This window comes from Streptomyces sp. NPDC026394 (assembly GCF_055567735.1).
The window spans coordinates 59,280-73,160 of the sequence record NZ_JBVHPX010000020.1 but is presented as its reverse complement, the minus strand read 5'-3'; the positions used below and the strand labels follow the sequence as shown (position 1 = coordinate 73,160).

Annotated in this window: 7 protein-coding genes; 1 reads left to right on the top strand and 6 read right to left on the bottom strand. The window is 73.7% G+C overall.

Features of this window, described 5'->3' with window-relative positions; genetic code table 11:
* Window positions 1–174 precede the first annotated feature (174 nt).
* The 3 genes from ACZ4QV_RS33030 to ACZ4QV_RS33020 form a co-directional block, all read right to left on the bottom strand.
* Window positions 175–930, bottom strand: coding sequence for a GNAT family N-acetyltransferase (locus ACZ4QV_RS33030; protein WP_361155720.1), 756 nt, complete (start codon window positions 928–930; stop codon window positions 175–177).
* A gap of 171 nt (window positions 931–1,101) precedes the next feature.
* Entirely contained in the window at window positions 1,102–3,450 is a 2,349-nt protein-coding gene (locus ACZ4QV_RS33025; protein ID WP_467763792.1) for an IucA/IucC family protein, read from the bottom strand.
* 253 nt (window positions 3,451–3,703) lie between these two features.
* Window positions 3,704–5,260, bottom strand: a complete 1,557-nt coding sequence (locus tag ACZ4QV_RS33020) for a diaminobutyrate--2-oxoglutarate transaminase family protein (protein ID WP_361617425.1) — start codon at window positions 5,258–5,260, stop codon at window positions 3,704–3,706.
* A gap of 814 nt (window positions 5,261–6,074) precedes the next feature.
* On the opposite strand from ACZ4QV_RS33020, the gene ACZ4QV_RS33015 reads away from it, so the two are divergent.
* Window positions 6,075–7,262 carry a trypsin-like serine peptidase gene (locus ACZ4QV_RS33015; RefSeq protein ID WP_361589975.1) on the top strand — a complete coding sequence of 396 codons (1,188 nt, stop codon included), beginning with the start codon at window positions 6,075–6,077 and terminating at the stop codon, window positions 7,260–7,262.
* A 314-nt stretch (window positions 7,263–7,576) separates the two neighbouring features.
* On the opposite strand, the gene hflX is transcribed toward ACZ4QV_RS33015, so the two are convergent.
* The 3 genes from hflX to ACZ4QV_RS33000 form a co-directional block, all read right to left on the bottom strand.
* Complete coding sequence (gene hflX / locus ACZ4QV_RS33010; RefSeq protein WP_361155713.1) at window positions 7,577–9,064, bottom strand: GTPase HflX; 1,488 nt, start codon at window positions 9,062–9,064, stop codon at window positions 7,577–7,579.
* 224 nt (window positions 9,065–9,288) lie between these two features.
* Entirely contained in the window at window positions 9,289–11,070 is a 1,782-nt protein-coding gene (locus tag ACZ4QV_RS33005) for a M1 family metallopeptidase (protein ID WP_361589972.1), read from the bottom strand.
* A 343-nt stretch (window positions 11,071–11,413) separates the two neighbouring features.
* Entirely contained in the window at window positions 11,414–13,732 is a 2,319-nt protein-coding gene (locus tag ACZ4QV_RS33000) for a RelA/SpoT family protein (protein WP_467763791.1), read from the bottom strand.
* Window positions 13,733–13,881: the final 149 nt, after the last annotated feature.

Below are 13,881 nucleotides of genomic sequence, written 5' to 3'. Positions count from 1 at the left end.
GGCGCCAGGACGGTAGGCCGTACGGGACGGGCGGACGGCCGGAAGTCGGGAGACGGCGCCAGGTCGGCAGGCCGTACAAGGAGAGCAGGCGGCCGGAGGTCGAGAGGCCGTGTGAAGGCAGGGGGGAACTGCCGGCGTGGGGGCGTCGGCGGCCGGTGCGAGGGTCGGGGACGGTCACAGGAGGTGGCGGTGGGCACGGTCGCGGACCATGAGGGCCGCGCGTTTGTCGGGCAGGTCGAGCTCGTCGCCGTAGCGGAATCCGGCGCCGAGGAAGGCGGCGACGGAGGGGACGTTGCGCAGGTCGGGCTCGGCGATGACCCGGCCGCATCGCGGACGGTGGTCCAGTACGAGGTCGGCGGCGGCCCGCAGCAGTGTGGTCCCGATGCCGCGGCCCCGGTCGGCGACGCCCCCGATCAGCAGGTGCAGTCCCGTGTCGTGCGGACGGGCCGGGTAGTAGCGGGCGATCGGGTCCAGGTCGGCGCGGTAGACCTCCCAGTAGCTCATGGGGACACCGCTCAGTACGCCGAGGCAGGGCACGCTGCGTCCGTCACCGTCGAGTTGGGCGCGCAGGTGGGCGGCGGTGGTCGCCTGGGGCCCGGCCAGTTCCCAGAACGCCGCGACGGCCGGGTCGTTCATCCAGGCGGAGATCAGCGGCAGGTCGCGTTCGAGGCGTACCGGCACGAGTTGGAACGGCCCGGCGGCGGTCGCCGTGGGCCCCCACTCGGCGAGGCGGTCGAGCAGGACTCCGCCGCCCGGGCTGTCGGCCGGGTCGGTGGCGGCGGAGAGCGGTGCTGCGCTGAACAGCGCCGTGATGTCGGGCGGCAGGTGCAGGTCGAGGGTGTCGTCGAGCGCGTCGTCCGGAGGGGCTTCGAGGGGGTGGTCGAAGGCTGCTTCGGATCCTGGGTCGATGCCGGATTCGGTGGGGGGCACGATGGCGCTCTCTCCTTTCCGGGCCTCCTCACGAGGTCACGGGGTGGGCGGGCAGGGAATCGGGGGACCAGCGGGACAGCGGGGACATGGAGCAGGGGCAAGGGCCGGGGCCGGGGAAAAGCTGGGACTGGACGGGCGCCAGGGGTAGAGGGGGGGCAGGAGTGCTGGGGTTCAGGAGTGAAGGGGGTTGGGAATGGTGACGTAGACGGACTGGGTGTCGACGGGGCCGACGAGTTCGTCGAGGCCGCGCAGCCGGGTCAGCAGGTTGGCCTTGCAACGTAGGGTGCGGGCTTCGAGGAGTCGGCCGGGCAGCGGCGAACGGTGTTCCGCCGGTCCGGTGGCGGCGTCGGTGAGGAACCGCCGGAAGGCCGCGAGGAGCACCTTCTCGGCGGCCAAGCGCTGGGAACCGAAAGCGCCGATGAGGCCGAGGACGTTGTTGATGCCGAGGTAGTAGGCGAAGCGTTCGTCGGTGACCTCGTCGGTGACGAAGGTGTCGCTGGTGGAGCCGATGCCGGGGAGTCGCCGTTCCAGCTCCGTACGGCGCGACGCGCGGAAGTAGTAGCCCTGGTTGTCCCGGTAGCGGCCGCCGGCGGGCCAGCCGTCCCGGTCCAGCAGGACCAAGGTGTTCTGCTGGTGCGCTTCGAGCGCGACGCCCGCCGTGCCGTCGAGCCAGAGGACGGGCCGCACCACCGCTTCGAGGTAGCGCAGGAACCACTCAGTGGCGACGGCGCCCGCGGGCCGCCCGGTGCGGGCGGTGAGCCTGCCGATGACGTCGGCCAGGCGGGACCGCAGGCCGGTGTGACCGGGCCAGGGACGGGGCGAGGTGAGGGCGGCGATGCACACGGCGTCATCGGTGGCGTCGAAGGGGTTGTGCCGGACGACCACGTCCAGGCCGTGCACCGGCTCGCCGTCGGTTCCGGTGACGCCGAACCAGGCCGGGTCGCGGACGATGTCGAAGCCCGGCGAGCCGGGGAAGGCCGCCCGCCACTGCGCGGCCAGGCCGGTGCGGAGCAGCCGGTGCACCTCGACGCCGCGTTCCAGTTCCTTGCGGAGGTTGTCGCGGCGGGAGTTGGTGATGCGTACGCCCAGGGAGAGCTTGAGCATGGCGTCGCAGCCGGGCCGGAAGACGGTGCGTACGGAGGAGGTGGGGTGCCAGTCCGGGCCGCCGGGGCCCAAGTCGTGGAGGTGGCCCGTCTCGTACAGTGCGGCGATGTCCGGACGGTGGCCGAGCTGGTGGGCCTGCCACGGGTGCATCGGCAGCGGCAGGGTGCCGGCGGGCGCCTGGGGTGCTCCTTCGGCGAGGCGGGCGGCCAGTTGCTCGGCGGGGACGGTCCGGCCGCGCTCGGTCCAGGCCGAGGCGGCGGCGAACACGTCCTGGTGGACGGCCGCCCAGTGGAGGCGGAACGCGCCGCGCAGTTCCGGGGAGTAGACGCGCGTCTCGGCGTCGGTCAGGCCCTCCCGGCTCTTGGGGGTCGGATGCATGGGGTGGCCGAAGAGCAGCGCCTGTTCGGCGGCGAGAAAGCGGGAGGTGCCGAGGTCGTCGGCCGGGGCGGCGCGTCGGTCGGCGAGGAACACCGCGGTGTGCCGTACGGAGTCGGCGACACGGCCGACGAGGTCGGCGCTCTCGCTGTCCGGCGCTCCGGAGGGGTGATCGGGGGCGGTCCTCCGGGGCGGAGCGGGCAGCGGGGTGGGCAGCGAGGCGGCATCGGTACCGTCCGTGCTGGTCGGGGTGGTGCCGATGGTGCCCGTACCGGGCCGGACGCTGCTGACGTCGTCGGTACGGCCGCGAGCGCTGCCGGTGTTGCCCGTGCTGCCAGGGCTGTCGCCCGCGCCGCCGACGCGTACGGCCTCCCGGCGCAACAGGGCGGCGAGGGTCACGGCGTCCAGTGCCGCGGCGTCGGCGGGGGTGCCTTCCAGTACGGGTGCGCCGAGGCGGTGCCAGCCGGTCTCCGACCAGTACAGGACGGGTACGTGCAGGGCCGTCGCGCTGGCGTCGAGAGGGATGCGCAGCCGGTCGCCGGGCGGGCGGGGCGTACCGCTCTCGCGGATCCAGCAGCGGAGCAGGCTCTCGGCCCCGGCGGCGTCGGCGGCGACGGCCGGGTCCTGATGCTCCAGCCGGTCCTGCGCGGGGGCCCGCGCCGATTCCGGGTCCTCGACCTCCTCGACCTCCTCGACGTCCTCGGCCAGGTCCGGTACCGCGGCCTGCGCGCCTTCCTGGTGGTCGGGGCTCTCACGGTCGCCCTCGGCCGGCGGTTCGGCGTCGGTCTCGTCGTCCTCGTACACCGTGACGACCCGGGTGGCTCCGAGGCCGTGGCAGTCGTCGAGGCCGTGCCGCTCGTGGTGTCCGAGCCGTACGGCACAGCCGGTGTGGCCGCCGTGTTCACCGTTCTCGCCGCTGTCGTGGGCGCCGGCGCGCCGGTTCTGCCGCGGCACGGCGGGTTCCCGCAGCCGGGCCAGGGGTTCACGGGGCAGACGTCGCTCGTCGGCCGGAGTCCCGTCGGGGCCGGGGCGTTCGTTCATCGGGGTGTGCCTCGCAGGGTCGGCGCGGTCTGGACGGGGATGGGGCGGTGGGAGGACGTCGGGCAGGGGGCGGGCGTGGGCCCGGGAGCGGCCGGGCGCTCACGAGAAGCGGTGCGCCCGTAGGGGCCGTCGCGCAGAGGTGGGGCACGGTGGAGGCGTACGGGCCGGAGCGCAGGTGCACGGCGGGGCGCAGGTGCGCGGAGGGGCGCCGAGCACCGGGCTCTCGTGCGTCCGGAGCGGTGTGGGCCCCCGCTCACGGGGCCATCCCGGAGGACGACTCCTGTCGCGGTGCCACGCGATCCTCCCCGTCCGGTCCATCCGGCGCGGAACTCACTTCCACCCCGGTGGCCCCGACAGCCCCGTACACCCCAGCGTCCCCAGGCGCCCTGACAGAACCAGACGCCCCGGCGCTCCCGGACACCCCCACCCCACCCACCGCACACGCCCCCGCAGACACCCCACCCGCCCCGGAACGCGACCCAGCCGCCAGCGCGTCGGCGAGGCGGTCGAGGACCGCGTCCGCCTGTTCGTCGGTGATGGTGAGCGGGGGCAGGAGCCGGACCACCGAGCCGTGGCGGCCGCCCAGTTCGACGATCAGGCCCCGGTCGAGGCACTCCCGCTGGACGGCCGCAGCCAGTGCGGGAGCGGCCGGGCGGGCTCCGGACGGGTCCGGGACGGCGTCCGGGTCGACCAGTTCCAGGCCGAGCATCAGGCCACGGCCCCGTACGTCACCGACGCAGCCGTGTTCGGCGGCCAGCGCGTCCAGCCGGGACGTCATACGGGCGCCCAGTTCACCCGCGCGCCGCGCCAGGTCGTTCTCCCTGACATACGCGAGGGTGGCCGCGCCGGCCGCCATCGCGAGCTGATTGCCGCGGAAGGTGCCCGCGTGCGCGCCGGGCCGCCAGGCGTCCAGTTCCTCGCGGTAGACGATGACCGCGAGCGGCAGGCTGCCGCCGATCGCCTTGGAGAGGACGAGGACGTCGGGCACCACGCCGCTGTGTCCGACGGCCCAGAACGCGCCGGTGCGGCCGACGCCGGTCTGCACCTCGTCCACGATGAGGGGGATGCCGCGCGTGGCGGTGATCTCGCGCATCCGGCGCATCCAACTGTCGGGGGCGGGGATCACCCCGCCCTCGCCCTGGACCGGTTCGAGGATCATTCCGGCCGGTCTGGCGACGCCGCTCTTGTCGTCGTCGAGCACGTTCGCGGTCCAGCGCGCCGCCAGTTCGGCGCCCTGTTCGCCACCGGTGCCGAAGGGGCAGCGGTAGGCGTACGGATACGGGAGGCGGGTCACGGAGGTGTCGTGCGCGCCTCCCGACGCCGCGAGCGCCCCCGCCGTCATGCCGTGGTACGCGCCGGTGAAGGCCGCGAGTCCGTTCCGGCCGGTCGCGGTCCGCACCAGTTTGAAGGCGGCCTCGACGGCGTCCGTGCCGGCCGGTCCGCAGAACTGGATGCGGCCGTGGTCGGCCAGTTCGGGCGGCAGGGTGGCGAAGAGTTCGGTGACGAAGGCGTCCTTGACCGGGGTGGCCAGGTCGAGGACGTGCAACGGGGCGCCGGAGTCCAGGACGGAACGGATCGCCTCCAGGACGACGGGGTGGTTGTGGCCGAGCGCCAGGGTGCCCGCTCCGGAGAGGCAGTCCAGGTAGCGGCGGCCGTCGGCGCCTTCGATGGTGAGCCCGCGGGCACGCACCGGGACGATGGGGAGCGAGCGCGCGTAGGTACGGGCGGCGGACTCGCGGAGCGACTGCCGCCGCAGGATGCCCTCGTGGGCGGGAGGGGGTGCCATCGGCAGAGGCTGGGTCAAGGCCACGGCGGTTCGGTCCTCCTGCTGCTGGACTCTTCTGTTGAACTGCGGATGCGATGCACCGGCGGATGCGGCGCGGGGCGCTTCGGGTGCCCTGCGGGCGGCCCCGCCGCGCGCCGGCCGCGCCCCGTCGGGCCGCTTCCGTCGCGCACCGGGCCCGGTCCGCTGTCAGCGGGCGCCGGGCCTGGCCGGTGGACGGGCCTCATTCCCTGCCGCCGGACACGACTCAGCCGTCCCCCGTACGTATCAACGACGGTGTACGCGGGAGAACACGGCCTGCCGCAAGATCCTTGCCGTACCCGGACGCCGCGGGGCGACGGGGCGACGGGGCGACGGGGCGACGCGATAACGGGGCAGCCGGGCAACGCGGCGACCGGGCGACACGGCGAGGGGCACCCACCGCCGCACCACCCGCGCACCCCGCCCCGTTCAGCGCCCCGCGCGCACTCCCGCACCACCCCGGCGCCGTCCCGGCCCAACGCACCGCACCACCTCGGCCCGACGCCCCGCACCGTCCCTGCCCGACACCCCGCGCCATCCCGGCCCGACGTCCCCCGCCACCCCGCACCCCCAGCCACGACGCCCCGCCCCACCCTCCGCGGAAAGATCCGCACCGGACCGGAACCGGGGACCCGCCCACCGCCGTCCCCAACGGCACCGGCATAGTGGGGACCTGCGCCCAGCTTTCCGGTGCATGACAAAACAGCAGATGCGGGCACGTCCGGGGCAAGACCGGCACGATCACCCACGGCGCGGTACGGCCGCCCGGGGCCGGACGGGGGCCTGTGGCAAGCCTGAACAGACCAGGGGGAGTTCACCCATGCGATCCATACGTCGGCCGGTCCTGGCCGCGGCCGCCCTCACCGCCGTGGTGGCGCTGACCGCCACCGGCTGCGGGCCCGAGGGCAACCAGGCGGACGGCAAGCCCGGCCAGTCCGCGGAACAGGGCAGCGCGGGCGGGGGTGGCTTCACGATCCCCAAGGACATCCAGGACAAGCTCAAGGAACACGGCGTCGACCTGGACAAGTGGAAGAACGGCGAGTGGAAGAACTGGGACAAGGACAAGTGGCTCCGCGAGGCCAGTGAGTTCATCAACCCGATCATCAAGGGGCTGTGGGACCCGGACCGGGCGAGCAAGGCCAAGCCGCCGAAGGAGCCCACGCCCAAGGACATCTCGGGTGACCAGGGGCGTACCGACCCGGACCCGCGTCCGGTCCAGGCCAAGGCCGTCAAGCCGCCGTTCGGCCAGAACGCGCCCGGCCTCGGCAAGATCTTCTTCGACACGCCCGAGGGCCACGCGGTCTGCTCCGGCGCGGTGGTCAAGGACCCGGCGCACCCGGGCAAGTCGAACCTGGTGTGGACCGCGGGCCACTGCGTGCACGCCGGCAAGACCGGTGGCTGGTACCGCAACATGATCTTCGCCCCGTCGTTCAACGACACCGGCAAGAGCGCGGCCCAACTGGAGAACGCCTCGCGTGAGCAGATGTTCCCCAAGGGCGTGTGGTGGGCCGACGGCGCGTCGACCTCCAGCCAGTGGATCGGCCAGGGCGGCGCGCAGGGCAACAGCGTGCCGATGGCGCCGTACGACTTCGCCATCATGCACGTCACGCCGGAGAAGGGCGCGGGCAGCAAGTCCCTCGAAGAGGTCGCCGGTGGCGCCTACTCGGTCGACTTCAACGCTTCGGCGATCCCGGACATCAACAGCATCACCGCCCAGGGGTACCCGGCCGAGGCGCCGTTCGACGGTGCGACGCTGCAGCAGTGCACCGACAAGCCGGGCCGGCTCTCGATGGACGCCAAGAAGCCGACCATGTACCGCATCGGCTGCCTGATGACCGCCGGCTCCTCCGGCGGCCCCTGGTTCGCCAAGGGCTCGGACGGCAAGCCGGCGCTGGTGTCCAACACCTCGATCGGCCCGCGTCCGGCCGGCTGGCTGGCGGGCCCGCACCTCGGCCCGGAGGCCAAGAGCCTCTACAACGCGATGAGCAAGAAGTTCGCGTCGAAGTAGAAGTAGACGCGGGCGACCCGAGCGGCGGGCACCCGGTACGCGCCGGGTGAGCGAGCGCGACGGCCGCGTACCCGTGCGACCAGGTACGCCCGGTTACGGCCGGGTACGACCGGTACCGGATACGCGGCCGTCGCGAGACCTCCGCGAACCGCCCGACGACTTCGTCTGCGGGCACCCTTGCGGGGAGCCCGCGGCGCGGACACGGCGAAGGCCCGCCCCCGATCCATTCAGGGGGCGGGCCTTCGCCGTACTACCTGCGTGCAGCGTAAGCAGTTGCCTGCGGTGCGACGCGCACGGCGCCTACGGCTGCCGGATCACGCGGCGGGGGCGTACGGCCGGAACTCGGCGGCCAGCTCCTCGTGCACCCGCGCCTTGAGGACGGTGCCCTCCGCGACGTGCTCCTCGGAGATCACCTCGCCTTCGGCGTGTGCCCGCGAGACCAGCGCGCCCTGGGTGTACGGCACCAGCGCCTCGATCTCGACCTGCGGGCGCGGCAGCTCCTCGTCGATCAGGGCGAGCAGCTCGTCGATGCCCTGGCCCGTACGGGCCGAGACCAGCAGCGCGTGCTTCTCGTTGCGCAGCAGCCGCTGGAGGACCAGCGGGTCGGCGGCGTCCGCCTTGTTGACGACGACGATCTCCGGTACGTGGGTGGCGCCCACATCACGGATCACCTCGCGCACGGCGGCCAGCTGCTCCTCCGGCACCGGGTGCGAACCGTCGACCACGTGCAGGATGAGGTCGGAGTCGCCGACCTCCTCCATCGTGGAACGGAACGCCTCGACGAGGTGGTGCGGCAGGTGGCGGACGAAGCCGACGGTGTCGGCGAGGGTGTAGAGCCGCCCGCTGGGCGTCTCGGCCCGGCGCACGGTCGGGTCCAGGGTGGCGAACAGCGCGTTCTCCACCAGGACGCCGGCCCCGGTCAGGCGGTTGAGCAGGGAGGACTTGCCCGCGTTGGTGTAGCCGGCGATGGCCACCGAGGGGACCTTGTGGCGACGGCGTTCCTGCCGCTTGATGTCGCGGCCGGTCTTCATCTCCGCGATCTCCCGGCGCATTTTCGCCATCTTCTCGCGGATCCGCCGACGGTCCGTCTCGATCTTGGTCTCACCGGGACCACGTGTGGCCATACCGCCGCCCGCGGAGCCGGAGCCACCGCCACCCATCTGCCGGGACAGCGACTGGCCCCAGCCGCGCAGCCTGGGCAGCATGTACTGCATCTGCGCCAGCGAGACCTGCGCCTTGCCCTCTCGGGACTTGGCGTGCTGGGCGAAGATGTCGAGGATCAGGGCCGTACGGTCGACGACCTTGACCTTGACGACGTCCTCCAGGTGGATCAGCTGGCCGGGGCTCAGCTCACCGTCGCAGACCACCGTGTCGGCGCCGGACTCCAGGACGATGTCGCGCAGCTCCAGGGCCTTGCCGGAGCCGATGTAGGTGGCCGGATCGGGCTTGTCGCGGCGCTGGACCACGCCGTCGAGCACCAGCGCGCCGGCGGTCTCCGCCAGCGCGGCCAGCTCGGCGAGGGAGTTCTCCGCGTCCTGCGCCGTGCCCGTGGTCCAGACACCGACCAGTACCACGCGCTCCAGGCGCAGCTGGCGGTACTCGACCTCGGTGACGTCTTCGAGCTCGGTGGACAGCCCGGCCACGCGGCGCAGGGCGGCCCGCTCCGTGCGGTCGTACTGCGCGCCGTCACGGTCCCCGTCGATCTCGTAACTCCAGGCGACGTCCTCTTCCATCAGGGCGTCGGCCCGGCGGCTCTCGGGGAGGCGCTGTCGGTCCTGTGGAAGGGAAGAAGAGGAGGTCATTTGATCCTTTGCGTCGTTGGGACGTCCCGTACGGGGCCGCGTGGCCCCGGGACTCTCGATCGTGACAACGTCCGGCCCGCCCGGGAGATTCCCGGTGCCGGCCCCGTCATCGGCCAGACGATGGTCGCACGACCGCTGGTCGCCGTCACACGGGTTTTCCGGGCGAGGGGGACGGGAGGAGCGTGGGGGCGGCGGGCCGGGTCTTCCCGGACCGGGCGGCGGGCTCACCCGCGCGGCTTCGCGCCGCCCGGGCTGCCCGCAGGCTTCCCGGCAGGCTTCGCACCAGGCCCGTTCGCAGGCTTCGCCGCCGGCTTCCCGGCCGCCTGCCCCGAAGGCTTCGCGCCCGGCTTGCCCGAAGGCTTCGCGCCCGGCTTCCGTGCCGGGGGCTGCGGGGTCCGGTGGTGGCTCTTCCAGTCCGGGTGGCCCGGCATCGGCGGTGTCTTCGCGTCGTACAGCCAGCTGCGGAAGAAGCCGCCGAGGTCCTGGCCCGAGATGCGGGAGGCCAGCGCGACGAAGTCGGCGGTGCCCGCGACGCCGTCGCGGTACCGGGTCACCCAGGTGCGCTCCAGCCGGTCGAAGGCGGCGTGTCCGATCTTGGCGCGCAGCGCGTACAGCACGAGGGCGCTGCCGTCGTACATGACCGGGCGGAAGATGCCGGTCTTGTTGCCGGGCGTGGGGGCCTTCGGTGCCCCGGGCGGGCCGCCTTCGGCGCGCATCCGGTCCGAGACGCTGTAGGCGCGCCGGGTCCGCTCGTCCATGGACATCTTGGAGTGCTCGTGCGCGTAGAGCTCCTCGTACCAGGTGGCGTGCGACTCGTTGAGCCAGGCGTCCGACCAGGTGCGCGGGGTGACGCTGTTGCCGAACCACTGGTGCGACAGCTCGTGGATCATGATCGCTTCGACGTACCAGCGGGGGTACTGCCGCGTGGTGAACAGCCGCTCCTCGAAGAGGGACAGCGTCTGGGTCTCCAGCTCGAAGCCGGTCTCGGCCTGGGCGAGCAGCATGCCGTACGTCTCGAAGGGGTAGCGGCCGACCTTGCGCTCCATCCAGGCGAGCTGGCCGGGCGTCTTGGCCAGCCAGGGTTCCAGACGCTTGCGGTCGGCGGCCGGTACGACGTCGCGGAGCGGCAGGCCGCGCGGCCCGGTGCGCCGGACGACGGCGGAGCGCCCGATGGACACCTGCGCCACTTCGGTGGCCATGGGGTGGGCGGTGCGGTAGACCCAGGTGGTCATGGCGGGGGCCGCCCGCTCCTGCCGTACGTCCGGTCCCGTACGGATCGCGCTCCTCGCCGGCCTCGGCGGGGCGCCCGGGTGGCGTGCCACGCGCGTTCCGTTGGCGACGACCGTCAGTCCTTCGGGCGCGGTGACGCGGAAGGTGTAGAGGGCCTTGTCCGAGGGGTGGTCGTTGCCCGGGAAGACGCGGTGTGCGGCGTCGACCTGGTTGGCCATCACCAGCCCGTCCTTCGTGCGCAGCCAGCCGATCTCCTTGTCCTTGCCGCCCTTGGGGGGACGCGGGTCGCTGGTGTGCCGGACGACGATCCGCACCGGGGTACCGGCCCGCACGGTCCGGTGCGGCGTGACGATCAGGTCCTCGCCGCGGCTGACGTGGGCCGCGGGCCGGCCGTCGACCTCGACGGACCGGACGGTGCCGTGGGCGAAGTCGAGGTTGATGCGCCGCAGGCGGGTGGTGGCGCGGGCGGTGATCTTCGTGACGGCGTCCAGCGGCCGGTCGTTGCGGCCGGAGTACGTCAGGGCGATGTCGTACGCGCGGACGTCGTACCCCGGGTTGCCGAGGTGCGGGTAGAGCCGGTCGCCGACGCCGAGCGGCGTGGCGTCCGGCAGAGCGGCGGCGACCAGCGCAGCGGCGGCGAGCAGACCGAGGACGCTCCGGCGGCGGGCGGCGGCCCCGGAGCGGCGGCGCGGACGCGGGCCGGGCGTGGCGCCTTCGGGGTCCCGGCCGGGGGCGGAGCCGGGGCCGGTGGCGGGGTGGGACGAGGAAAGCGGCATGACAAACCGCTATCAGCGCGGTGCGCCCGCCCGTGGCCGACGCGACAGTACGGCACCCGAACGGGGGGATCCGTGCGCCCGTCGAGGCTGGAGGGGCGCGTGCGGATGCCGGGCCGCGCCAAGACCGAACCGCACCACGATCGAACCGCAGGAAACCGGACCGCACGAGAACCGGACCGCACGGGTACCGGGTCACAGGAGCCACGGACCACCTGGGTCTCCCGGCCGCCTCGGATACCGGGCCATGTGGCGCCCCGGCCCCCGCGCGCCCGGGGCCGCTCCGGCGTGCGCCGCCACGCCCCCGCGCGCCATGCCCCCGCGCGCCCTGACCGCGCGCCTCACCTCAAGAACGCGCCGCCACCGTCGACTGCGCCCGTCCCGCCCGCAGCACGTCGAAGACGCCCGGCACCTGCCGCATCGCCCGCATCAAGGACGGCAGTTTGGCCGCGTCCGGGAGGTGGAGGGTGTAGGTGTGCCGTACGCGCTGCTCACGGGGCGGTTCGACGGCGGCGGCGACCACGGCGGCGCCTTCGGCGGCGATGGCCTCCGTGAGGTCGGCGAGCAGGTGCGGCCTGGTGAACGCCTCCGCGAGGAGGGTGACCCGGCAGCCCTGTACGCGGTTTCCCGCGCCGCGCCAGCGTGCGCCGACCGGCTGCCGGCCGGACGCGGCCATCCGGGCCACCACGGGACACAGCGCCCTGTGCACGGTGACGATGCCGCCCCGGACGGCGAAGCCGGTGACGTGGTCCGGCGGTACGGGGGTGCAGCAGCCCGCCAGGCGTACGGTCGCGCCGGGCAGATCGGTGGACAGCCCGGCGGTGTCACCGCCGTGACGCCCGGACGCCGCGGCGGCCCCGGGGCCCCGCGTCTCGCCGGTTCCGCTCGGTGCGCCCGCCCCCACCGGGCCCTCCCCCGCCTCCGCGCCGGGATGAGCGGCCAGCCAGCGCGAGATGGCGAGCCGGGCCGCCGGGGTACGGGTGTGGTCGAGCCAGTCCGGGGAGGGTCCGGCGGCGGAGTCGGGGGCCATGAGCAGGTGCAGGCTGTCGCCGTCGCACAGGACCGTGGACAGTGTCGCCAGGCGGCCGTTGACGCGCGCGCCGATGCAGTGGTGTGCCCCCTCGCCGTACAGCGCGTACGCGGCGTCCACGCAGCTCGCACCGGCGGGCAGGCCGACGGTGCCGGTGCCCGCCGCGCCCGTGCCCGCGCGGTCCGTCACGACCGTGCCGCTCCCGTCGTCGAAGCCGCCCTCCGCGCAGAAGACCGTGATTTCCCGGTCCTGCGCGAGATCGTCGCGCAGCGAGGTCCAGAACGTGTCCGGGTCGGGGGTGGCGCGCTGCCACTCCAGGAGGCGGCACAGCCATCCGGGCTGGGTCGGGTCGACGCGCTCGCCGTCCTCGGCCGACGGCCCTCCCGCCGCGCCGCCCGCCGCCCCGGACGGGTCGGAGCCGTCCGCGGGGGCGTACGGGTTGCCCAGCGCGATCACCCCGGCTTCCGCCACCCGGTGCATCCGGTGGGTCCGGATGAGCGTTTCGGCAATGGCGCCGTCCTCGTCCGAGACGGCGGTGTGCAGCGACTGGTAGAGGTTGAACTTCGGTACGGCGATGAAGTCCTTGAACTCCGAGACCACCGGGGTGAAGCAGGTGTGCAGCTCACCGAGGACCGCGTAGCAGTCGGCGTCCTCGGCGACGAGCACGAGCAGCCGGCCGAGGTCCGCGCCGGTGACCGCGCCGCGTGCCAGGCGCACCCGGTGCACGGAGACGAAGTGCCGTGGCCGGATGAGGACTTCGGCGTCGATGTCGGCCTCGTCCAGGACGGTGCGCACCCGCTCCGCGATGGTGTCGAGCGGGCCCGGGCGGCCGGCGTGGCCGAGGACGAGAGCCCGGGTGGTGGCGTACTCCTCCGGGTGCAGGATCGCGAAGACCAGGTCCTCCAGCTCACTCTTGAGCGCCTGCACGCCCAGCCGTTCGGCGAGCGGAATCAGCACGTCCCGCGTCACCTTGGCGATCCTGGTCTGCTTCTCGGGGCGCATCACGCCGAGGGTGCGCATGTTGTGCAGCCGGTCGGCCAGCTTGATGGACATCACGCGGACGTCGTTGCCGGTGGCGACCAGCATCTTGCGGAAGGTCTCGGGCTCGGCGGCGGCACCGTAGTCGACCTTCTCCAGCTTGGTCACGCCGTCGACCAGGTAGCAGACCTCCTTGCCGAACTCCCGGCTCACCTGATCGAGCGTCACTTCCGTGTCCTCGACGGTGTCGTGGAGGAGGGAGGCGGTCAAGGTCGTGGTCTCGGCGCCCAGTTCGGCCAGGATCAGGGTCACCGCGAGCGGGTGGGTGATGTACGGCTCACCGCTCTTGCGCGTCTGCCCGCGGTGCGAGGACTCCGCGAGCGCGTAGGCCCGGCTCAGGGTGTCCAGGTCGGCGTCCGGGTGGTGGGCCCGGTGGACCTTCGCGACGTGCTCCAGGGCGTCCGGCAGGCCGTCGCGGGGGGCCGGCCCGAGCAGCGCGGCCCGGCCGATGCGCCGCAGACCGCGCAGTTCCAGGCGGGGGCGGCCGCGTCTGCGATGGGAGGCTTCCCCCAGGTCGGACGGACCGGCCTGGGCAGCGGACGGACCGGCCTGGGCAGGCGCGACGGGGTTACCAGGGTTCGTGGCCTCTGCGCTCATGGGCACCTCCGGCGGCGTCGACCGGCGGTTGGGCGTCCGCAGTCAGTCGCCCGGGCCGGTGCTTGATGCTACCGAGCCCATCACGCAGCGCTGTCCCGCTCTCGCCCAGCGTGAACCGGATCACCCATTCGAGGTAAGCACCCTGGGTC